This is a genomic window from Pseudomonas sp. FP215, assembly GCF_030687795.1.
Taxonomy (GTDB): Bacteria; Pseudomonadota; Gammaproteobacteria; order Pseudomonadales; family Pseudomonadaceae; genus Aquipseudomonas; species Aquipseudomonas salmasensis.
On the sequence record NZ_CP117447.1, the window covers coordinates 4922870 to 4944072 of the forward strand.

The 21203-nt window shown below is 61.6% G+C and carries 19 protein-coding genes; 10 read left to right on the plus strand and 9 right to left on the minus strand.

The window, feature by feature from the left end; genetic code table 11:
• Window positions 1-128 precede the first annotated feature (128 nt).
• Together lptG and lptF are read right to left on the minus strand one after the other, a co-directional pair.
• The gene (gene lptG / locus PSH76_RS22300) at window positions 129-1208 is read right to left on the minus strand and encodes an LPS export ABC transporter permease LptG (RefSeq protein ID WP_044272060.1); all 1080 of its coding nucleotides are present in this window, start codon (window positions 1206-1208) and stop codon (window positions 129-131) included.
• Window positions 1201-2319, minus strand: a complete 1119-nt coding sequence (lptF, locus tag PSH76_RS22305; RefSeq protein ID WP_003188848.1) for an LPS export ABC transporter permease LptF — start codon at window positions 2317-2319, stop codon at window positions 1201-1203. Before lptF ends, lptG begins: the two co-directional genes overlap by 8 nt.
• A 284-nt stretch (window positions 2320-2603) precedes the next feature.
• Between lptF and PSH76_RS22310 the strand changes: the two genes are divergently transcribed.
• The 5 genes from PSH76_RS22310 (at window position 2604) to rlmF (ending at window position 9358) form a co-directional block, all read left to right on the plus strand.
• Window positions 2604-4094 (plus strand): leucyl aminopeptidase, encoded by a 1491-nt coding sequence (locus PSH76_RS22310; RefSeq protein WP_032893406.1) that lies wholly within the window; start codon window positions 2604-2606, stop codon window positions 4092-4094.
• Between the two features lie 141 nt (window positions 4095-4235).
• Window positions 4236-4664: a DNA polymerase III subunit chi gene (locus PSH76_RS22315; RefSeq protein WP_044272057.1), complete on the plus strand. Its 429-nt coding sequence runs from the start codon at window positions 4236-4238 to the stop codon at window positions 4662-4664.
• Window positions 4665-4671: 7 nt separating this feature from the next.
• Window positions 4672-5046: a hypothetical protein gene (locus PSH76_RS22320; RefSeq protein WP_032893407.1), complete on the plus strand. Its 375-nt coding sequence runs from the start codon at window positions 4672-4674 to the stop codon at window positions 5044-5046.
• A gap of 210 nt (window positions 5047-5256) precedes the next feature.
• Window positions 5257-8103 carry a valine--tRNA ligase gene (locus PSH76_RS22325; RefSeq protein WP_305492932.1) on the plus strand — a complete coding sequence of 949 codons (2847 nt, stop codon included), beginning with the start codon at window positions 5257-5259 and terminating at the stop codon, window positions 8101-8103.
• A gap of 238 nt (window positions 8104-8341) precedes the next feature.
• The gene (gene rlmF / locus PSH76_RS22330; RefSeq protein WP_044272050.1) at window positions 8342-9358 is read left to right on the plus strand and encodes a 23S rRNA (adenine(1618)-N(6))-methyltransferase RlmF; all 1017 of its coding nucleotides are present in this window, start codon (window positions 8342-8344) and stop codon (window positions 9356-9358) included.
• A gap of 78 nt (window positions 9359-9436) precedes the next feature.
• Here rlmF and PSH76_RS22335 read toward each other — a convergent pair whose 3' ends face one another.
• Window positions 9437-9718, minus strand: coding sequence for an HU family DNA-binding protein (locus PSH76_RS22335; RefSeq protein WP_003188840.1), 282 nt, complete (start codon window positions 9716-9718; stop codon window positions 9437-9439).
• 397 nt (window positions 9719-10115) lie between these two features.
• On the opposite strand from PSH76_RS22335, the gene yejK reads away from it, so the two are divergent.
• Together yejK and PSH76_RS22345 are read left to right on the plus strand one after the other, a co-directional pair.
• Window positions 10116-11120: a nucleoid-associated protein YejK gene (gene yejK / locus PSH76_RS22340; RefSeq protein ID WP_032893412.1), complete on the plus strand. Its 1005-nt coding sequence runs from the start codon at window positions 10116-10118 to the stop codon at window positions 11118-11120.
• The gene (locus tag PSH76_RS22345) at window positions 11120-11470 is read left to right on the plus strand and encodes a glutaredoxin family protein (protein WP_305492933.1); all 351 of its coding nucleotides are present in this window, start codon (window positions 11120-11122) and stop codon (window positions 11468-11470) included. Before yejK ends, PSH76_RS22345 begins: the two co-directional genes overlap by 1 nt.
• A 774-nt stretch (window positions 11471-12244) precedes the next feature.
• Here PSH76_RS22345 and PSH76_RS22350 read toward each other — a convergent pair.
• Genes PSH76_RS22350 through PSH76_RS22370 form a run of 5 tightly spaced genes read right to left on the minus strand, consistent with a single transcriptional unit; the run spans window position 12245 to window position 16007 of the window.
• Window positions 12245-13222 carry a FecR family protein gene (locus PSH76_RS22350; RefSeq protein ID WP_305492934.1) on the minus strand — a complete coding sequence of 326 codons (978 nt, stop codon included), beginning with the start codon at window positions 13220-13222 and terminating at the stop codon, window positions 12245-12247.
• Window positions 13219-13797 (minus strand): RNA polymerase sigma factor, encoded by a 579-nt coding sequence (locus PSH76_RS22355; RefSeq protein ID WP_032897601.1) that lies wholly within the window; start codon window positions 13795-13797, stop codon window positions 13219-13221. The genes PSH76_RS22350 and PSH76_RS22355 overlap by 4 nt, the downstream gene beginning before the upstream one ends.
• Before the next feature lie 10 nt (window positions 13798-13807).
• Complete coding sequence (locus PSH76_RS22360; RefSeq protein ID WP_305492935.1) at window positions 13808-14134, minus strand: DUF3325 domain-containing protein; 327 nt, start codon at window positions 14132-14134, stop codon at window positions 13808-13810.
• Window positions 14134-15708, minus strand: coding sequence for a PepSY domain-containing protein (locus PSH76_RS22365; RefSeq protein WP_305492936.1), 1575 nt, complete (start codon window positions 15706-15708; stop codon window positions 14134-14136). The genes PSH76_RS22360 and PSH76_RS22365 overlap by 1 nt, the downstream gene beginning before the upstream one ends.
• Window positions 15705-16007: a DUF3649 domain-containing protein gene (locus tag PSH76_RS22370; RefSeq protein ID WP_305492937.1), complete on the minus strand. Its 303-nt coding sequence runs from the start codon at window positions 16005-16007 to the stop codon at window positions 15705-15707. Before PSH76_RS22370 ends, PSH76_RS22365 begins: the two co-directional genes overlap by 4 nt.
• Before the next feature lie 171 nt (window positions 16008-16178).
• On the opposite strand from PSH76_RS22370, the gene PSH76_RS22375 reads away from it, so the two are divergent.
• The 3 genes from PSH76_RS22375 (at window position 16179) to fecA (ending at window position 20144) form a co-directional block, all read left to right on the plus strand.
• On the plus strand, window positions 16179-16667 hold the full coding sequence (locus PSH76_RS22375) for a sigma-70 family RNA polymerase sigma factor (RefSeq protein ID WP_305492938.1): 489 nt from the start codon (window positions 16179-16181) through the stop codon (window positions 16665-16667).
• A complete protein-coding gene (locus tag PSH76_RS22380; RefSeq protein WP_278915600.1) occupies window positions 16664-17605 on the plus strand; it encodes a FecR domain-containing protein in 942 nt (313 codons plus the stop codon). The genes PSH76_RS22375 and PSH76_RS22380 overlap by 4 nt, the downstream gene beginning before the upstream one ends.
• 202 nt (window positions 17606-17807) lie before the next feature.
• Window positions 17808-20144 carry a TonB-dependent Fe(3+) dicitrate receptor FecA gene (gene fecA, locus PSH76_RS22385; RefSeq protein WP_305492939.1) on the plus strand — a complete coding sequence of 779 codons (2337 nt, stop codon included), beginning with the start codon at window positions 17808-17810 and terminating at the stop codon, window positions 20142-20144.
• 132 nt (window positions 20145-20276) lie between these two features.
• Here the strand turns inward: fecA and PSH76_RS22390 are convergent, their stop codons facing one another.
• On the minus strand, window positions 20277-21149 hold the full coding sequence (locus PSH76_RS22390) for a LysR family transcriptional regulator (RefSeq protein WP_032893424.1): 873 nt from the start codon (window positions 21147-21149) through the stop codon (window positions 20277-20279).
• Window positions 21150-21203: the final 54 nt, after the last annotated feature.

A 21203-nucleotide genomic window follows, 5' to 3' on the forward strand; every position in this document is an offset into this window, starting at 1 on the left:
ACTGTAGGAGCGAGCTTGCTCGCGAAGATCACCAACGATAACGCGCTTATCCTGGATAAACGCGGCGTTTCGTAGATTTTCGCGAGCAAGCTCGCTCCTACAGGGAGGGGCATTATGCGAGCGCGGCTTCAACCGGCCCGGCGCAGCAGCCAGAACCCGGCCACGGCGCAAATGGCCGTGGGCACCAGCACCGCAAACAGCGGCGAGAAGCCGAATACCAGGCTCGACGGCCCGAGCAAGTCCTGGGCGATGCGGAAGGTGAAGCCCACCAGCACACCGGTAAATACCCGCTGGCCCAGGGTCACGGAACGCAATGGCCCGAAAATGAAGGAGATCGCCATCAACACCAAGGCGGCGGTAACCACTGGTTGCAAGACTTTCACCCAGAACGCCAGCCAGTAACGGCCATTGTTCAAACCCTGATCCTTGAGATAGTGGATATAGCTCCACAAACCGGAGATAGGCAGGGCTTCCGGCACCATCACCACGGTATTGAGCAATTCCGGCTTGAGGGCGATATCCCACTGTTCGGTCGGCACATTCACCACTTCGGTGCTGGACTGGGTGCCCTGACCCACGTTACGAAAGTGCGTGGTGGTGACGTCGCTCAGTTGCCATTGCTCGCCACTGTACTGCGCGCGCTTGGCGAAGCTGGACGACAACATGTGGCGCTCTTTGTCGAAGGTGTAGCGGGTCACCCCGATCAACAAGCCACCCGGTTGCACGGCGTTGATGTGGATGAACTCGTCACCCTGGCGGTGCCACAGGCCGTGCTTGGCGCTTTGCGCATCGCCCGAACCCTGGGCCAGGGCGCGATTGGCCTGGGCGGTGGCTTCGGCCGGTGGCGCGACGTATTCACCGATCAGCACGCTGCACGCCATCAGCAGCAGCATCGGTTTCATCACCGCCCAGACGATACGGCCAATGGACACCCCGGCGGCGCGCATGATGGTCAGCTCGCTGTTGCTGGCCAGGGTGCCCAGGCCGATCAGGCAGCCAATCAGCGCGGCCATTGGCATCATGTCGTAAAGACGACGCGGCGCGGTCAGTGCCACGTAGCTCAGCACGTCCGTGACCGTGTAGGTGTCGGTGACGTTGCCCACTTCATCAATGAAGGCGAACAGCAAGGCCAGGCCAAGGATGATGCCCAGTACCGCCAGGATGGCGATCAGTACGCTAATGCCGATGTAGCGATCAAGCTTAGCCACGAGCCAACTCCTTCAGGCCACGACGGCTCTTCATTTTCAAACGGATAGGTTCCCAATAGAGCAGCCCCAGGCCGATCATCAGGAAAACCCCGTGTACCCACCACAGGCCCAGGGCCGGCGGCAGCTTGCCCTTCTCCAGGGAGCCACGGGCAGAAATCAGGATGGTCAGGTAGGCCATGTACAGCAGGATCGCCGGCAGCAACTTGAGGAAGCGCCCCTGGCGCGGGTTGACGCGTGACAGCGGCACGGCCATCAGGGTCACGATAAACACCAGCAGCGGCAGGGACAGGCGCCATTGCAGCTCGGCGATGGAGCGCAATTCCGGGCTGCCGAACAGCGATGAGGTAGGCAGTGCGTCGCGGTCGGTGACCTCGTCACTGATCTCGGCCTTGGGCAGCATGACGCCATAGGTGTCGTACTTGATCGCCCGATAGTCGGCCAAGCCTGGGCTGCCGTCGTAGCGGTAGCCGTTTTCCAGGATCAGGTAGCGGTTGCCATCGGGACGGATTTCCTGGCGCCCGCTGTCGGCCACCAGAATGGTAATGCCACGGTCTTTCTGGTTCTGGCCGAGGTTCTTCTGGGAAATGAACACGCCGCCCAGGTTGGAACGGTCGTCGGTCATGGTTTCGGTGTAGGTCACCCGCGAACCGTCGCTGAGCGCCTGGAAGCGACCGGGCTCGAGGGTGTCGAACTCCGTCATCGCATCCTGTTTGTTCAGCAGCAGCTGGAATTGCATGGCCCCCTGGGGCGCCAGGCTCATGCTCAACCAGGCCACCACCAGGGCGACACCGGCGGCAGGCACCATGGTCATGGCCAGCAGGCGCTGCTGGCTCATGCCGGTGGCCGACAGCACGGTCATTTCGCTTTCCAAGTATAGCCGGCCATAGGCCAGCAATATGCCAAGAAACAGGCCCAGCGGCAGGATCAACTGAAGCATGCCGGGCATCCGGTAGCCCATGATCAGGAACAGTGAGCCCGGATCCAGGGCGCCAGCGGCGGCTTGGGCCAGGAACTTGACGAAACGACCACTCATGATGATGACCAGCAACACCGCACTCACGGCACTCAGGGTCAACAGGACTTCGCGGGACAGATAACGGAAGACAATCAAACCAGACACTCCAGGGTTGTCAGGCTAAGGCGGCCAAACAAGCAAGCATACCGAGTCGACCCGTTTACCACGGGCCGGCTAAAAAGATGGCGCATTATCCTGTGATTGACCGCGCCTGTCACGGAGCTTACTCATGCGCACGCACAAAGCGTGCGCCAAGGGTTGTCAGGCTCCGCTGGCGAGGTTCAAACTGCGGCCTTTGTCGCTGGCGGTTTACAACGCTGCCGAGCTTTAAAGCCGGAGTACAAGCTCCCGGCTCACAGACCTTGATAAGGGACCCGAAAATGGAATTGGTTGTAAAAAGCGTTAGCCCCGAAACGTTGAAAACCGCCACCCTCGTGGTCGCTGTCGGCGAAGGCCGCACACTCGGCGTCGCCGCCAAGCAACTGGATGAACTGAGCGGCGGCGCTATCAGCGCTGTGCTCAAGCGCGGCGACCTGGCCGGCAAAGTCGGCCAGAGCCTGCTGCTGCAGAGCCTGCCCAACCTTAAGGCCGAGCGCGTTTTGCTGGTGGGCGTGGGCAAGGATGCCGAACTGGGCGACCGTCCGTTTCGCAAGATCGTCAGCAGCATCCTCACCACCCTCAAGGGCCTGGGCGGCAGCGATGCGGTGCTGGCACTCGATGAAATCGTGGTCAAGGGCCGCGACAGCTACGGCAAGACCCGCCTGCTGGCCGAGTCGCTGGTAGACGGCGGCTATATTTTCGACCAGTTCAAGAGCCAGAAAGCCGAACCCCGCGCCCTGAAGAAAATCACCCTGCTGACCATCAAGGCCGCCCAGGCTGAAGTCCAGCGCGCCGTCACCCACGCCCAGGCCATCGCCAACGGCATGTCGTTCACTCGCGACCTGGGCAACCTGCCGCCGAACATCTGCCACCCGACATTCCTGGGCGAACAGGCCAAGGCATTGGGCAAAGAGTTCAAGGGCTTGAAGGTTGAAGTGCTGGACGAGAAGAAGATCAAGGACCTGGGCATGGGCTCGTTCTATGCCGTGGGCCAGGGCAGCGACCAGCCGCCACGCCTGATCGTGATGCAATACAACGGCGGCAAGAAGTCCGAGAAGCCTTACGCCCTGGTAGGTAAAGGCATCACCTTCGACACCGGCGGCATCAGCCTCAAGCCGGGCGCCGGCATGGACGAGATGAAGTACGACATGGGCGGCGCCGCCAGCGTGTTCGGCACCCTGCGCGCCGTGCTTGAGCTCAAGCTGCCGATCAACCTGGTGTGCATTTTGGCCTGTGCCGAGAACATGCCGAGCGGCGGCGCTGCGCGCCCGGGCGATATCGTCACCACCATGAGCGGCCAGACTGTGGAGATCCTCAACACCGACGCCGAAGGCCGTCTGGTGCTGTGCGACGCCCTCACCTACGCCGAGCGCTTCAAGCCTCAGGCTGTGATCGACATCGCCACCCTGACCGGTGCCTGCATCGTGGCCCTGGGCTCCCACACCTCGGGCCTGCTGGGCAACAACGACGAACTGATCGAGCAATTGCTCAGCGCTGGCAAGGCTGCCGACGACCGCGCCTGGCAACTGCCGCTGTTCGATGAGTACCAGGAACAGCTCGACAGCCCGTTTGCCGACATCGCCAACATCGGCGGCCCGAAAGCCGGCACCATCACCGCGGCCTGCTTCCTGTCGCGCTTTGCCAAGAACTTCAACTGGGCGCACCTGGACATCGCCGGTACGGCCTGGACCAGCGGCGGCAAGGACAAGGGCGCCACTGGCCGTCCGGTGCCCCTGCTGACCCAATACCTGCTGGATCGCGCCAAAGCTTAAGCGGCCCCGGCCCTTTTGTAGGAGCGAGCTTGCTCGCGAAGATCGCCTTTGACAACGCGTTCATCCTGGATGAATGCGTTGCCCTCAGGTTTTTCGCGAGCAAGCTCGCTCCTACAGGACTGGCGCCCCCCAGGATTTCCAATGCCCCAAGTCGACTTCTATATATTGCCCAGCGCCGATCCTCTCGCGCGCCTGGACTTTGCCTGCAAACTCACCGAAAAAGCCTGGCGCATGGGCCATCGCATCTACCTGCATTGCAGCGATGCCGCCCAACGTGACGAACTCGATGCCCGCCTGTGGCGCTTCAAGGGCGAGAGCTTCGTGCCTCACGGCCCCGCCGAATCCGAACCCGAAAGCCTGGTTGTGCTGGGTTTGGGGGATAATTGCGGCGATCACCATGATTTGCTGGTCAACCTCGACCTGAAAGTACCGGCCTTTGCCAAAGCGTTCGCCCGTGTGGCGGAAGTGGTGGTCGAAGACCCGGCTATTCGTCAGGCTGCGCGGGAGAGTTTCCGTTTCTACCGTGAACAGGGCTATCCTCTGCAAGATCACCGGCTACAACGACTTTGAGTACATGATGGACACTCCCAACCCGCTGAAAAAAGACGACCACCTGCTGGATGACCTGGAGTCGATCCGTCAGTTGCTGGGTGATGACAACCTGCAACCGCCGCTGCTGACCGACACGGTCGAGGGCGAGGTACAGATTCCGCTGTTGTTCGACATGGTCGGCGGCAAGCCTGCCGCCCCGGAACCTGTGGTTGCAGAACCCGCTCCCGCCGCCGAAAAAGCCCCGGACGCGCTGTTGCTGCACCTGGACAACGAACTGCGCGCCGCTGCGCAATTGATCATGCAGGATGTGATCGATGACTTTGCCCCGCATATCGAGGCTGAGATCAAGCGTCGGATGGATGCGCGGATGGAGCGGTTGCTCAGCCAATACCAGAACTGAAGATGCCCCAATCCCTGTGGGAGCTGGCTTGCCTGCGATGGCGGCGCATCAGCCGGCGAAGATGCTGACTGAAACACCGCCATCGCAGGCAAGCCAGCTCCCACATTAATTCTGCATCGGTCTTAAACCGTCTTCACCTCGCCCTCGCCCCTATCCCCCGTTATACTTGCCGGCTTTCCTGAATAAATGCCAACTAGGGTCCCGCCGCGCATGGATAAGACCTACCAGCCCCACGCTATCGAAACTTCCTGGTACAACACCTGGGAGTCCGAGAACTATTTCGCCCCACAAGGTGCGGGCGACTCGTACACCATCATGATTCCGCCACCGAACGTCACTGGCAGCCTGCACATGGGCCATGGCTTCAACAATGCGATCATGGATGCGTTGATCCGTTTCCGCCGCATGCAGGGTCGCGACACCCTGTGGCAACCGGGCACCGACCACGCCGGTATCGCCACCCAGATGCTGGTGGAACGCCAACTGGAAGCCACCGGCCAGAACCGTCACGACCTGGGTCGCGAGAAATTCCTGGAGAAAGTCTGGGAATGGAAGGACCAGTCCGGCGGCAATATCAGCCGTCAGATCCGTCGCCTGGGTTCGTCCGTAGACTGGAGCCGCGAGCGCTTCACCATGGACGACGGCCTGTCCGAAGCCGTAAAAGAAGCCTTCGTGCGCCTGCACGAAGACGGCCTGATCTACCGCGGCAAGCGCCTGGTCAACTGGGACACCAAGTTGCACACGGCCATTTCCGACCTCGAAGTGGAAAACCACGACGAGAAAGGCTTCCTGTGGAACCTCAAGTACCCGCTGGCCGACGGCGCCAAGACCGCTGAAGGCAACGATTACCTGATCGTCGCCACCACCCGTCCGGAAACCATGCTCGGCGATGCCGCCGTCGCCGTTAACCCGAACGACGAGCGCTACCAGGCGCTGATCGGCAAGTTCGTCGAACTGCCCTTGGTTGGCCGCCGTATCCCGATCATCGCGGACGACTATTGCGACCCTGAATTCGGCACCGGCTGCGTGAAAATCACCCCGGCCCACGATTTCAACGACTATGAAGTCGGCAAGCGCCACAACCTGCCGCTGCTGAACATCTTCGACAAAAATGCCGCCGTATTGCCGGCCTGCCAGGTGTTCAACCTGGACGGCTCGCTCAACGACAGCATCGACGGCAAGATCCCGGCTGAATACGCAGGCCTCGACCGTTTTGAAGCGCGCAAGCAGATCGTTGCCGCCTTCGACGCCGCCGGCTTGCTGGTCAGCGTTGACGACCATGGCCTGAAAGTGCCCAAGGGCGACCGCTCCGGCACCGTGATCGAGCCGTGGCTGACCGACCAGTGGTACGTGTCCACCAAGCCGCTGGCCGAGCCTGCGATTGCCGCCGTTGAAGATGGCCGCATCCAGTTCGTGCCTAAACAGTACGAAAACATGTACTTCTCGTGGATGCGTGACATCCAGGACTGGTGCATCAGCCGTCAGCTGTGGTGGGGCCACCGTATTCCGGCCTGGTACGACGAATCGGGCAAGGTCTATGTAGGCCGCGACGAAGCCGAAGTGCGCGCCAAGCACAACCTCGGCGCGGACATCGCGCTGCAACAGGACAACGACGTACTGGACACCTGGTTCAGTTCGGGCCTGTGGACCTTCTCGACCCTGGGCTGGCCGCAGCAGACCGAGTTCCTGAAGAAATTCCACTCCACCGACGTGCTGGTCACCGGCTTCGACATCATTTTCTTCTGGGTTGCCCGGATGATCATGCTCACCATGCACTTGGTGAAGAACGAAGACGGCACCCCGCAGGTACCGTTCAAGACCGTGTACGTACACGGCCTGGTACGCGACGGCCAGGGCCAGAAGATGTCCAAGTCCAAGGGCAACGTCCTGGACCCGCTGGACATCATCGACGGCATCGACCTGGAAACCCTGGTGCAGAAACGCACCTCGGGACTGATGCAGCCGAAACTGGCGAAAAAGATCGAGAAGCAGACCCGCGACGAATTCGCCGACGGCATCGCCAGCTACGGCACCGACGCCCTGCGCTTCACCTTCTGCTCGCTGGCCTCCACCGGTCGCGACATCAAGTTCGACATGGGCCGCGTCGAAGGCTATCGCAACTTCTGCAACAAGATCTGGAACGCGGCGCGCTACGTGCTGGACAAAGGCGAAGACTGCGGCCAGAACGGCGAAGCCGTTGAACTGAGCCTGGCGGATCGCTGGATCATCTCGCAGTTGCAGCGCACCGAAGCCGAAGTGACCCGCCAGCTCGACCAGTTCCGTTTCGACCTGGCCGCACAGGCCCTGTACGAGTTCATCTGGAACCAGTATTGCGACTGGTACCTGGAACTGTCCAAGCCGGTACTGTGGGACGAAAACGCGCCGGTCGAGCGCCAGCGCGGCACCCGTCGCACCCTGGTGCGTGTGCTGGAAGTGGCGTTGCGCCTGGCGCACCCTTTCATGCCGTTCATCACCGAAGAAATCTGGCAGCGCCTGGCGCCGCTGGCCGGTATCGGAGGCAAGACCATCATGCTGCAACCTTGGCCGGTGGCCAACGAAGCGCGCATCGATGAGGCCGCCGAAAGCGATATCGAATGGCTCAAGACCCTGATGCTCGGCACGCGCAACATCCGCGCCGAGATGAACATCGGGCCGGGCAAGCCGTTGGCCGTGTTCGTCAAGAACGCCAGTGCCGAAGATCAGCGTCGCCTCAGCGAGAACGACGCGCTGCTCAAGAAGCTGGCCAAGCTGGAGTCGATCACCGTATTGGCTGCCGGTGCCGAAGCACCGTTGTCCGCCACTGCGTTGGTGGGTGAAATGGAAGTGCTGGTGCCAATGGCCGGCCTGATCGACAAGGGCGCGGAACTGGCCCGTCTCGACAAGGAAATTGCGCGCCTGCAAGGCGAAGTGCAGCGAGTGGGCGGCAAGCTGTCCAACGCGGCGTTCGTCGACAAGGCGCCGGCTGAAGTGATCGAGAAAGAACGCGCCAAGTTGGCCGAGGCTGAACAGGCCTTGGGCAAGCTGGCGGAGCAACATGCGCGGATTTCCAGCCTGTAAGGGGAAGCCGTGTAGAGAAAGAGGCCTTCGGGCCTCTTTTTTTGTCCAGAAAAACGACACCATTTCCGACTCTGAACCCTATCCCTGTGGGAGCTGGCTTGCCTGCGATAGCATCACCTCGGTCTGCCTGATACACCCAGTCGCCTGCATCGCAGGCAAGCCAGCTCCCACATTTGACCGAGTTGTGTTCAAGAATGTGTGACAATGCCCACCACTTTGAGCCAACACCAGAATCATCATGACCGCCCCCACTACGCCCAAACCACCGCGCAAGAAGCCTAAAACCGCCGCCACGGCCAAACCCGTCGCGCCGCGCAAAGAGGCCACTCTGCACCCGCGCAACCGCCACACGGGCCGTTACGACTTCCCGGCGCTGATCAAGACCACGCCTGAATTGGCCAAATTCGTGATCATCAATCCCTACGGCAAAGAGAGCATCGACTTCGCCAGCCCGGATGCGGTGCGGGTGTTCAACCGGGCGTTGCTCAAGTCGTTCTATGGCATCCAGCATTGGGATATCCCGGCCGATTACCTGTGCCCGCCGGTGCCGGGGCGTGCTGACTACGTGCATTTCCTCGCCGACCTGCTGGCCAGCGTCAACGACGGCAAGATCCCGCGCGGTTCGATCGTCAAGGTGCTGGACGTCGGTATGGGCGCCAACTGCGTCTACCCACTGATTGGCTATATGGAGTACCGCTGGAACTTCCTCGGCTCGGAGGTCGACCCGATCGCCGTGTCCGCTGCCAAGGCCATCGTGCAATCCAACGACCTGAGCAAGGTCATCCAGTTGCGCCAGCAACCCAACCCCAAGCAGATCCTGTTGGGCCTGCTGGAGCCGGGTGAGCGCTTTGACCTTACGATGTGCAACCCGCCCTTCCATGCGTCCATGGACGAAGCCACCAAAGGCAGCGAGCGTAAATGGCGCGCCTTGGGCAAGGCCGACCCGAAACGCAAGTTGCCGGTGCTCAACTTCGGAGGTCAATCGGCCGAACTGTGGTGTGAAGGCGGCGAAGCGCGGTTTGTGACCCAATTGATCGCCGAAAGCGCGCACTTTGCGCATAAAGTGCTGTGGTTCAGCACCCTGGTGTCCAAAGCCTCCAACCTGCCGGCGATCGAAACGGCACTGAAAAAAGCCGGCGTGCTGGAAAGCCAGGTGGTGGAGATGTCCCAGGGGCAGAAGCAGAGCCGCTTTGTGGCCTGGACCTTCCAGACCAAGAACGAGCAGCAGATCTGGCGCCAGCGCTGGGTTCGATAAGCCCGCCACACAATAAAATCGCAGGCAATAAAAAACCGTGCCCGGATCACTCCGAAGCACGGTTTTTTTTGCTGCGTCTTACTTGTTAACAGCGTCGGTCAGGCCTTTAGCCACAACCAGCTTGATAACTTTCTTGGCAGCGATTTCGATGGCAGCGCCAGTCGAAGGGTTACGGCCAGTACGGGCAGGACGCTCGGTCACTTTCAGTTTGCCAACGCCTGGCAGAGTGATTTCGCCGCCATTTTCCAGCTGATCAGCAACAACTTGGCTCAGTTGGTCCAGCAGAGCACGCACGGTAGTTTTCGGTGCGTCTACTGCTTCAGCCAGGTCAGCGATCAGTTGGTCTTTAGTAATAGCCATTGTGGTGTTCCTTCCCTATCAAATTCATATGGATTGCAGAGTGCAGTGTCAGCCGTCGAGCCCGACCGTCATGGCCTGGCATCCCCGGCCATAACCACGGAGATCGGGGTTATAGATGCTTGAAACGGGGATTGGTTCGACCTGACAAATGCTGAATGCACGCTTAACGCCGAGACGTGGCGTAAGACGGGGCAAAACTAGCACAGAGACGGGGAAATATCCGCCTCAACATACCCATTTGGTCAGCTTTATCGCTCTAAACCGTGAAAAAAAGGCATATGGCCAGTCGGAGGGCGTGCAAAATGCCGTTCGAGGCACGTCTTGACCAATGGGTGCGGTACACTGGGCGACTTTTCGGGGAGGCCAACCGCTCCCCCTTCAACCAGCCGAGAAGCCTATGCCGATCCGTCATTGCATCGTCCACCTGATCGACAAAAAACCCGACGGCACACCCGCAGTTCTTCACGCCCGCGACACGGAACTGGCCGAGTCCGCCGCCATCGAGAACATGCTTGCCGACCTCAACGAGAGCTACAACGCCAAACAAGGCAAGGCCTGGGGTTTCTTCCATGCCGAGTCCGGCGCGCACCCGTTCAGTGGCTGGTTGAAGGACTACTTTGACGGTGGCCAGGACTTCACCACCTTCAGCCGCACGGCGGTTGAGCACCTGCAAAAGCTGATGGAGGAATCCAACCTCTCCACCGGCGGCCACGTGCTGTTTGCCCACTACCAGCAAGGCATGACCGACTACCTGGCCATCGCCCTGCTGCACCACAGCGAAGGCGTGGCGGTGACCGACGAGCTGGACGTGACGCCCTCGCGCCACCTGGACCTGGGCCAGTTGCACCTGGCGGCGCGTATCAACGTCTCCGAGTGGCAGAACAACAAGCAGTCCAAGCAGTACATCTCCTTCATCAAAGGCAAGAACGGCAAGAAGGTCTCGGAGTATTTCCGCGACTTTATCGGCTGCCAGGAAGGCGTCGACGGCCCGGGCGAAACCCGCACCCTGCTCAAGGCGTTCAGTGACTTCGTAGAAAGCGAAGACCTGCCCGACGAGTCCGCCCGCGAGAAAACCAAGACCCTGGTGGACTACGCCAGCAGCCAGGCCAAGCTCGGCGAACCCATGGGCCTGGAAGAGCTCTCCGGGTTGATCGATGAAGATCGGCCAAAAGCCTTCTACGACCATATCCGCAACAAGGATTACGGCCTGTCGCCGGAAATCCCGGCCGATAAACGCACCCTTAACCAGTTCCGCCGCTTCACCGGGCGCGCCGAGGGCTTGTCCATCAGCTTTGAAGCGCACCTGCTGGGCGACAAGATTGAGTACGACGAAGCTGCCGGCACCTTGATCATCAAAGGCCTGCCGACCCAACTGACCGACCAGCTCAAGCGCCGTAACTGATGCTGGGCGGGGTGCTCAAGAAAGTCCTGCTGGTATTGCTGGTGGTGGTTGCGATCCAGAACTGGGGCAAGGTCGAGCGGCTGTTCAACCCGTCCCAGGTGGCACCGGAGCAGGTACGCGCCTCTGCGCGGGTGGTGCTCTATGCCACCGAGTGGTGTGGGTACTGCAAGCAGATCCGGCGTTTTCTGGACCAGAAGGGTATCCCGTACCAGACCGTCGATATCGAGAAGGATGCCCAGGCGCGCAAGGCGTATGAGGCGCTGGGCGGTGGTGGGATTCCGTTTGTGGATGTGAACGGGACCTTGATTCGCGACTACAACCCTGAAGCGATCATGGCTGCATTGAAGTAACACACTATCAAATGTGGAAGCTGGCTTGCCTGCGATGGCGGTGTAACAGGTTCAATACCTGTGACTGACATACTGCTATCGCAGCATAGGTATCTACACAACTTCGGGTATTGCACCGAACTTGTGGCGAGGGAGCTTGCTCCCGTGGCGGCCTGACTGCCAGCGACTCTCTAAATGATACAACGCGATCCAAATGTGGGAGCGGGCTTGCTCGCGAAGGCGGCCTGAAAGTCAACACAGTTGGATTGTGTACATATCCATTGCTGCGGTAACGGCCGCCTAGGGTTCCGCCCTGACGGCGGCTCACTTTTGAAAAGCGCAAAAGTAAGCAAAACGCTCTTGCCCCACCACTCGGCACCTCGCCTAGGCTCGGTGTGCCCGTAATCCGCCAGTGATTTGGGGGGGCCGCCGCCACGCGCCATCCATGGCGCGGGGCGGCTAAACCGGCATCCCTGCCGGTTTACCCCCCAAATCCCTGTCGAATTCCGGCCAACGTGGTTTAACGGGGCGCCTAAGATCAAGATCACAAGCAGATCAAGAGCAAGATCAAGAGCGGCTCGCTTCGCATCGTGGTTACCGTTGGCTGCTACAACCTACAAAATTGTGTAGATGCCTATGGCTATCGCAGGCAAGCCAGCTCCCACACACGTCAGCTCTGCACATTGGGCTTGGGGGTGGGCTTAGAAGTTGGCCACCAGCGACATCATCGCCGTGCGTGTCGAGCTGAGGTATTCCTTGCCTAACGGGTTCAGCAGCGAAAACCGCGACGCAAGCCTAGCGCAGCACAATCATGCGACCTAAAAGTATGTGCTGTTCAAAACCCAGCACCGCTTGCAAGGCGTTCAAGACCGCGACCGGGTCCTGGCTCGGAAAGCTGCCGCTGACGCGTTTGGCGGCCATGTCCTCGTTCAGCAGAAGAATGCGGCCGGGGTAATAACGCCGCAGGTCCTGGACCACCTCGGCCAGGGGTGCCTTGTAGTAGTTGAGCCAACCCTCGCGCCAGGCAAGGTGTGTGGCGCTGTCGACGCCATGCAAAGGAGCGGCAATGCCATGGGCGTAGGCCACTTGCTGGCCCGCGGTCAGCACCTGTTGCTGGCCCTGTTTTGAGGGCGTCACGCCGACACGGCCGGACAGCACAGCGACCTCGGCGCCGTCAGGTTGCAGGCGCACTTCAAACTGCGTTCCCAGTACCCGCGTTTCACCGCCGCTCGCCTCCACCACGAAGGATTGCCCGGTGTGGGTCACGCTGAAAAAACCTGCACCACGGCGCAGTTGGATGTGCCGTTCGCCCTGGCTGAAATCCACCGCAATGGCGCTGTCGGCGTCGAGGGTGACCTTGGATTGATCGGCCAGGGTGAAGGTCTTCACCTGCCCTGGCGCCGTTACATAATCGGCGCCCCACTCATCGACCCAGCGTGACGGCTGCCAACCGGCGCCCATCGATACCATCAGCAGCAGGCAGGCGGCGACGGCCAAGGCACCGGACCAACGCGCTACCCGGGAGCGTTTGGAGGCGTTGATCGTATTGAGGTAGACCTGCAAGGCGAGTGCGTCCTCATCGGCCAGTTGGCGCGCTGGCACTTCGCTCAACTCCCAGAGCACCTGGGCTTGGGAGTAGGCCTCCACGTGTGCGGGATCTGCGCGCAACCAGCGGCTGAACGTGGCCTGGTCGCCGCTGCTGGGCTGGTCATGCAGCAGGCACAACCAATCGAGCGCGGCCTGTTCCTGGGCGGGCGTGGGCGTGACGTTCACGGGGCTTTCCCTGGCGTGCGTGGCGGCGAGGGTTCGCGAAGGCTGGCCTTGCAGGCTTCGAGGGCGCGCATCATATGTTTTTCCACGGCGCTTTGGGACAGGCCCATGGCCTTGGCGATTTCGGCGTACTTGCGCCCGTGAATGCGGTTAAGCAGGAAAATCTGGCGGGTACGCTCGGGCAAGCTGCGCAAGGCAGCTTCCACATGGCGCAGATCATTGCCCGCCTCCAGCGCCGCCTGGGGTTCGCAGCCTTGATTGTCTGACTGCTCGGGTAGCCAGCCTTCACTGCTGCGCGCCCGTGCGCCTTCGCTGCGCAGGTGGTCGATGGCGATGTTGCCGGCGCAGCGCAGCAGGTAGGTGCTCAGCTCTTCGACCTGCACCAGCGGGCGACGCCAGAAGCGCAGGAACAAATCCTGCACCAAGTCGGCTGCCGTGGCGCGGCACCCGACACGGCGGCTGACCAACGCCTCCATTTGCGAACGCTGGGACAAAAACACCTGCAAAAAATGCGCACGCCCACCGGCCGCCTCCGCGTGCGGATTATCCTGGGGATTGGGCGGTGGGTTGATCCTGATCATGGCCGGCTCAAGATAGGGCGAACGCCGCAACAGGGCTGGCCAACAGGCCGAGGCCCGCCAGGATCAAGGCCAGCCTTGGCCGATACGGCAGCAGCAACACCAGCAGCAAGGCGCTGAGCATCAACACCGCGCACCACTCCACCAGGCCCTGGCCCCAACCGGCGCCAAGCACCGCCGGCCAGATCGACACGGCCAGCAGCAACCAGCCGCCCACCCGCAGCCCCAGGCGCCGCGTGGGCGTGGGTTTGCTGTGCAGCAATTCGCCGTGGTGACGGTCGGTGGACAAACACAGCGCGGTAAACCCGGCGTAGCACATCATTAGCGCGAGGAGCATCAGTGGGCCTGCTGCTTGAGTGCCAACCCGCGGGCACGTTCAGCCTTGGGTTGCGGCGCGGTGCGGTGGTGCATCTTCCACGCCGCCCACGCCAGGAACATGCCGCTGGCCAGGCAGGTTAGGTCGAAGCCGGCCATGGCCCAATCGCCGTTTGGCAGGGAGACGCCCAAGTGGTGCGAGGTGGTGATGGCGTTAAGCAGTGGAATGGCGGCAAACAACAGCGCGCCGAGGCTCAGTTGCTCAACCCAACCCTGGCGACCGCGCCGCAGCAAGGCGTGCAACAGGCTCAGGCCCCAGGCGATAAAGAACGCCTGCACTTCCCAGTCGGAACGCGCAGCGAAGTTTACCGGCAACAGGCGGTTGGCCCAGAAAAACGCCGCAATGGCGATCATCAATCCGGACATGCTGGCAATATTCAGCACCTCCACCAGGCGCAGTTCAAAGGGCATGACCGCGGCCTTGGCGTGTTTGAGCTGGCGTTTGCCCAGCCAGATCACCAGGCCCGTGCCGATCATCGCCGTGCCCGCCAGGCCGCAGATAAAGTACAGCCAGCGCAGCACCGGGCCGGCGAAATGGCCCATGTGCAAACCGTAGAAACTGCCACCGATGGCCGTCGCCAAAGACGGCTCGGCACTGCCTCGCAACAGCTCGCCAGTGGTGCCGTTGAACGACAGGGTACTGCCGGAGGCATGCACCACGCTGTCGGAGCCGGCGCGAGACACATTGACCGAGGCGTTGGCATCGCCGGGGTTGTTGACCGCCACACGCCCCACATGCCCGCCCGCCCACTGTTCCCGCGCCTGCTGGTACATCGGCATCAACGGCAGCAGTTTGCCCGGCTGGCCGAGGGCTGGCGGATTGTCGGTAGCGGGGAACAACTCGCTGAAGAACGCCCGGCTGTCGTCGCCATAGGACGCCACGATGGGCGCGGGCATGACCATGCTCATGAATATCACCAGGCTGCTGTAGGTGATCATCAGGTGAAACGGCAGCACCAGCACACCCACCGCGTTGTGCCCGTCCAGCCAGGAGCGCTGGCCTTTGCGTGGGCGGAAGGTGAAGAAGTCTTTGAAGATTTTCTTGTGGGTAATGATGCCGGTGATCAGCGCGACGAACATCACCATGGCGGCGATGGTCGACAGCCAGCGGCCCCAGGGGTAAGGCATTTGCAGCTGGAAGTGGAAACGATAGAAGAACTCGCCGCCCTTGCTTTCGCGCGCCTGCACCGGTTGGCCGGTGACGGGGTCGAGGACTTTCTGGATGAAGGTGCCGCGCTTGCCGGGCTCGAGCTTGTCTTGCCACATCACCGATAGGCCGGGGTCGCGGCGGGTTGGCAAGGTAATGAACCAGCGCGCGGCGGTGGGTGCCTGCTGTTGCAGGTAGCTTTGCGCCACGGCGAGGCTGCGCCCATCGTCCAGGGGATGGGCCTGCACTTCGGGCTGCATCCAGTGGGTTATTTCATCGTTGAAATAGGCCAGGGTGCCGGTCAGGAAAATCGCGAACAGCAGCCAACCGAAGATCAAGCCCGCCCAGGTGTGCAACCAGGCCATGGCCTGGCGAAAGCCCTCTTTCATGTGCGAGCCATCCAGAAACCAATGCCGGCCAGGGTGGCCAACAGCGCACTCGGCACCATCACCCCTACCCAGGCGCGCCAGGCCGTGCGGCAGGCAAAACACCAGAGCACCGCCAACAGGTAAAACACAAACGAACTCATCATGCCGGTGACCACCGCATCTGCGCGGGACGTAGGCAGCCAGAGCGCCAGGCAAATGGCGGCCAGTGAGGCCATCAGGTAACCGCCAATCACCGCCGCCAGCACGCGCGAGGTGACAGCGAGGCGGTAGGAAGCGGGCAATGAGGTTTTACTTTTCATGCGGCAGGCGCCTGGTTCATCAGCGCGCAATATTAATGATAAATATTCTCATATGCAAAAGAGAACGGATGAATCACCTGCCTTGGCCGATTGCCGAACCTGGTCACGGGCCCTACAATGCGAACAATTCTTGTTCTCTAAAGCATATCGAATGCTTGCGGAGTGATCGCGTTGCAGCCGTCCAATCCCGTCGAAGTGTTGTACAACGACCATCACCACTGGCTCACCGGCTGGTTGCGACGCAAGCTCGGCTGCCCGGACAACGCGGCCGACCTGGCGCAAGACACCTTTATCCGCGTGCTCAGTGCCCGGGATACGCCAACGCTGATCGAACCGCGCGCCTTCCTCACCACCGTGGCCAAGCGTGTGCTGTTCAACTTCTACCGCCGTCAGGACCTGGAACGCGCCTACCTCGAGACCTTGGCGCAGATGCCCGAACACGTGGCGCCGTCGGAAGAAGACCGCGCAATCATCCTGCAAACCTTGCTGGAACTCGACCAACTGCTTGACGGCTTGCCCAAGCAGGTCAAACGCGCCTTCCTGCTGGCCCAACTCGACGGCCTGACCTACGCGCAAATCGGCGCGCAACTGGGCATCTCCATCGCCACCGTCAAACGCCACCTGACCAAAGCGGCCATGCGCTGCTACTTCGCCCTATGAACGTCTCCAGCCAAGTCGCCGAACAAGCCGTGCACTGGTTGCTGGAAATGCAGCAAGGCGCGCTCAACCCACGCCAGCAGGCGGCCTGGCAGCAATGGTTGAATGCCCACAGCGAACACCAACGCGCGTGGGAGCAGATCCAGCGCGTCAACCAACGCCTACGCGGCGTGCCCTCGCCCCTGGCCCATGCGGCGTTGAACGCGCCCACCTCCAGCAGCCGGCGTCAGGCGCTTAAATTGCTGTTGATTCTGGGTGCCGGTTCGGCCGCCGCCTGGAGCCTGCGCCAGCAACATATCCTGCCGCCGCTGACGGCTGACTATCGCAGCCCGGTGGGCCAACGCCGCACGGTGCAATTGGCCGACGGCAGCCAGTTGCAACTCAACACCGGCAGCGCCGTGGATGTGCATTTCGACGGCCAACAGCGCCTGGTGCGCCTGCTTGAAGGTGAAATCCTGCTCACCGCCCGCGCAGGCCAGGCGCCGTTGCACGTGCTGACCGGCCAGGGCCTGCTCAGCAGCCAGGCGGCGCGCTTGAATGTGCGCCAGTTCAACGACCACACCCAACTGGCGGTGCTGGCCGGCCAGGTCGAGGTAATGCCCAACCGCTACAACGGCTTGGCGCTGAGCGTCGACGCCGCGCACCAAGTCAATTTCACCCGCAAAGGCTGGGACACCCCGCGCGCCACCGACGCCAACAGCGGCGCCTGGGCCGACGGCATGCTGGTGGCCGCACATATGCGCCTTGAAGACTTCTTGAGTGAACTGGGGCGCTATCGTCGCGGCCAGCTCCATTGCGATCCACAAGTGGCCAACCTGCTGCTGTCCGGCAGTTACCCATTGGATGACAGCGAACGCATCCTCGACCTGCTGGAGATCAGCCTGCCGGTGAACGTGCGGCGTTTTACGCGTTATTGGGTGACCGTGCAGGCACGAGCGTGATGCATAGCGCTTTCTTGCTCGCGCCCCCAACCTACCGCGTTAAACGGACAACCCGCGTTATCGTTGACGATTTTCGCGAGCAAGCTCGCTCCTACAGTGGCAGTGAACTTGAAATATTTTTTGCAACTGTGAGCCGTTTTCCGCACCTGGCGTGACAGAGAAGGAAAGCCCCCTTGATCCTTCCTTCTCAGGACCGCCCTTCATGCCCCAGCAACCGACGCTTCTCGCCCGTACACTGCGCCAACTCCTGCTCGGCGCCAGCCTCAGCCTGACCGCACTGCCGGCGGTGATGGCGGCCGACGCCAAGGCGTACCACATTGCGCCAACCACTTTGGAAGCGGCCTTGAATCAATTCGGGCGTGAAGCCGGTGTGCTGGTGTCCTTCGGTTCGGCAGTGACCGCCGGTATGCAAAGCCCTGGTTTGTCCGGCAACTTCAGCGCAGCCGAAGGCCTGCAGAAACTGCTGGAAGGCACCGGCCTGCAAGCTCGCGCCGAGGGTGATAACGCCTACAGCCTGCAACCGGCCGGCGCCCCCGCGACCCTGGAGCTGCAGACATCCAACGTGGTCGGCGACTGGCTCGGTGACGCGGCGCAAACCAACGTGTTCGAGCACCCCGGCGCCCGTGATGTGATCCGCCGCGAAGAATTCGAACGCCAGGGCGCCACCCAGGCCCGCGATGTGCTCAACCGCATCCCCGGCGTCAACGCCCCGGACAACAACGGCACCGGTAGCCACGACATGGCGCTGAACTTCGGCATTCGCGGGCTCAACCCACGCCTGGCGTCGCGCTCCACCGTGCTGATGGATGGCATCCCGGTGCCCTTCGCGCCGTACGGCCAGCCACAACTCTCCTTTGCGCCGATCAGCATGGGCAACATGGACGCGGTGGATGTAGTACGCGGCGGCGGTGCGGTGCGCTACGGCCCGCAAAACGTGGGTGGCATCGTCAACTTCGTCACCCGGGCTATCCCGGATGCGCCGACGGTCAAGGGCGGTTTGCAGACCGAGACCAGCCCCTCCTCCAGCCACGACGGTTTCAAGACCACCGGTAACCTGCTGGCGGGCGGCACCGCCGACAATGGCTTGGGCGGTGCGCTGCTGTACTCCGGCACCCGCGGCGGCGATTGTCGGGAAAACAGCAACACGCGCATCGACGACCTGATCCTCAAGGGCAAATACCAGCTGGACGACGCCAACAGCTTCAACGCCATGGCGCAGTACTACGAAGGCCAGGCCGATATGCCGGGCGGTTTGAACGTCAAGGACTACAAGGCTGATCCGTACCAGTCCACACGCCCCTACGACAAGTTCTGGGGCCGCCGTACGATGTTCAACGTCGGCTATCGCTACGAGCAGGACCGCCGCGAATTCACGGTCAACAGTTTCTTCACCAAGACCCTGCGCAGCGGTTACCTGGACCAGGGCAGTTTCCTGTCACTGTCGCCACGGGAATATTGGGTACGCGGCCTGGAGACGCGCTTCGCCCAAGGCTTTGACCTCGGCCCTACCAGCCATGAAGTCGGCGTGGGCTACCGCTACATCAATGAAGCCGGCCATGAGCTGCGTTACCGCACGCCGATTGCCGCCAACCAGCAAATCCCCACCACCAACAGCCGCAACGACCGCGACACACGCGGCGGCACCGAAGCCAATGCGTTCTTCATCGACGACCGCATCGACATCGGCAAGTGGACCATCACCCCAGGCATTCGCTACGAGATGATCGAGTCCCAGCAGACCAACAACCTGAGCAACGTCAAATACAAGGGCGACTACAACACCGCACTCCCGGCGCTGAACGTGCTCTACCACCTCACCGACGACTGGAACCTCTACGCCAACACCGAAGGCTCGTTCGGCAGCGTGCAATACAGCCAGATGCCCAACCGCGTGAACAGCGGCGAAGTGAAACCGGAAAAAGCCCGCACCTGGGAACTCGGCACGCGCTATGACAACGGCAACCTGCGCGCGGAAATCGGTGCGTTCCTGATCAACTTCGACAACCAGTACGACAGCAACCAGACCAACGACACGGTGATTGCCCGGGGTGAAACGCGCCACCAGGGCATCGAGTCGAGCATCAACTACGCTCTCGATGGCCTGAGCCCGGCGCTGGCAGGGTTTGATGTGTACGCTACCTACGCCTATGTGGACGCGACCATCCGCGAAGACGGCCCGAACAAAGGCAACCGCGTGCCCTTCTCCTCCAAGCACAAAGGTACCCTCGGCGTGGGTTACACCGAAGGCCCATGGAAGCTGAATGTGGACAGCAGCTACCAGAGCAGCCAGTTCGCCGACAACGCCAACACCCAGGCCGAAAGCGCCGACGGTGCCAATGGCCGCATCCCCGGCTACATGCTGTTCAGCAGCCGCGCAGCCTATGACTTCGGCCCGCAGTTGTCGGATTTGAATGTGGCGGTGGGGGTGAAGAACATCTTCAACAAGCAGTACTACACCCGCTCGTTTGATGACAACAACAAGGGCAAGTACGTGGGTGAGCCGCGCACGGTGTATGTGCAAACTTCTATCGCGTTCTGACCGCATTTTGTAGGAGCGAGCTTGCTCGCGAAAAACTCACAGGCGCCGCGTTCATTCAGCAAACACGCGTTATCGTTGATGTTTTTCGCGAGCAAGCTCGCTCCTACAGATGGTTTTCAGTGTGTTCAGGATCTAACTGCCCGCCAGGCAACTGGGGGTAGCGGCCACCAACGCGTCAATGGCACACCGCGTCTTGGCCGGCATATGCGCCGCCGTCGGCCAGATCACATGGATCGGCGCAGGTTGCTCACGGTAGCTGGGCAGCACGGCCTGCAACTGCCCACGTAGCGCATAGTGGGCAATCAACCAACTCGGCAACCAGGCCAGGCCCACGCCCGCGATGGCGGCATCGGCCACGGCCTGGAGGTCGTCCACGATCAAGGGCGAAGCCAGGCGCGAACACTGCGCGGTGTTGCTGCGGTAAGCAATGCCACGATGAACGGCCAGGTCTTCGATACTTTCAATGGCGCCCTTGCGCTGCAAATACGCCGGTGACGCCGCCAGCCCCATGGCCTGCTCTCCCAAGCGCCGTGCACTCAGGCGGTCGGTGTCGGGCAACGGGCCGATGCGCACAGCGATATCGAAGCCTTCCTGCACCAAGTCGATCATGCGGTCGGAAAAACAAAGGTCGATTTCCAGTTCCGGATAGCTGTCCATCAGGGCCCACAACGCTGGCGCGGCATAGTGATGACCAAACGCCAGGGGTACGCTCACTCGCAAACGCCCGCGGGGTTGCTGACGGCCGCTTTCCAACACCGACTCGGCCGCCTCCAGCTCCGCCAATGCGCGCAGGCAATGCTCGTAGTACGCCTGCCCGTCCTCGGTCAACCGCTGGCGCCGAGTGGAGCGCTGTAACAGGCAAGTGCCCAAGCGCGCTTCCAGCCGCGCCAGGCCCTTGCCCACCGCCGAGCGCGTGAGGTTCAGGCGTTCGGCGGCTTCGGTGAGATTGCCGCTTTCGACAATCTGCAAAAAGAGTTCGACGCCATCAAAACGTGGGGTAGCCATGCTTAATTGTCGCCCTTTGTTCCCTTATCAATGGAAAAGTTGTCGCCAATAAAG

Excerpts from the sequence above, each read along its gene's own strand:
- PSH76_RS22370 (WP_305492937.1), bottom strand. The coding sequence starts at position 16,007 with ATGAAAAGTAAAACCTCATTGCCCGCTTCCTACCGCCTCGCTGTCACC.
- rlmF (WP_044272050.1), top strand. The coding sequence starts at position 8,342 with ATGACCGCCCCCACTACGCCCAAACCACCGCGCAAGAAGCCTAAAACC.
- PSH76_RS22310 (WP_032893406.1), top strand. The coding sequence starts at position 2,604 with ATGGAATTGGTTGTAAAAAGCGTTAGCCCCGAAACGTTGAAAACCGCC.
- PSH76_RS22335 (WP_003188840.1), bottom strand. The coding sequence starts at position 9,718 with ATGGCTATTACTAAAGACCAACTGATCGCTGACCTGGCTGAAGCAGTA.
- PSH76_RS22380 (WP_278915600.1), top strand. The coding sequence starts at position 16,664 with ATGAACGTCTCCAGCCAAGTCGCCGAACAAGCCGTGCACTGGTTGCTG.
- PSH76_RS22325 (WP_305492932.1), top strand. The coding sequence starts at position 5,257 with ATGGATAAGACCTACCAGCCCCACGCTATCGAAACTTCCTGGTACAAC.
- PSH76_RS22360 (WP_305492935.1), bottom strand. The coding sequence starts at position 14,134 with ATGCTCCTCGCGCTAATGATGTGCTACGCCGGGTTTACCGCGCTGTGT.
- PSH76_RS22315 (WP_044272057.1), top strand. The coding sequence starts at position 4,236 with ATGCCCCAAGTCGACTTCTATATATTGCCCAGCGCCGATCCTCTCGCG.
- PSH76_RS22320 (WP_032893407.1), top strand. The coding sequence starts at position 4,672 with ATGGACACTCCCAACCCGCTGAAAAAAGACGACCACCTGCTGGATGAC.
- yejK (WP_032893412.1), top strand. The coding sequence starts at position 10,116 with ATGCCGATCCGTCATTGCATCGTCCACCTGATCGACAAAAAACCCGAC.
- PSH76_RS22345 (WP_305492933.1), top strand. The coding sequence starts at position 11,120 with ATGCTGGGCGGGGTGCTCAAGAAAGTCCTGCTGGTATTGCTGGTGGTG.
- PSH76_RS22365 (WP_305492936.1), bottom strand. The coding sequence starts at position 15,708 with ATGAAAGAGGGCTTTCGCCAGGCCATGGCCTGGTTGCACACCTGGGCG.
- PSH76_RS22390 (WP_032893424.1), bottom strand. The coding sequence starts at position 21,149 with ATGGCTACCCCACGTTTTGATGGCGTCGAACTCTTTTTGCAGATTGTC.
- fecA (WP_305492939.1), top strand. The coding sequence starts at position 17,808 with ATGCCCCAGCAACCGACGCTTCTCGCCCGTACACTGCGCCAACTCCTG.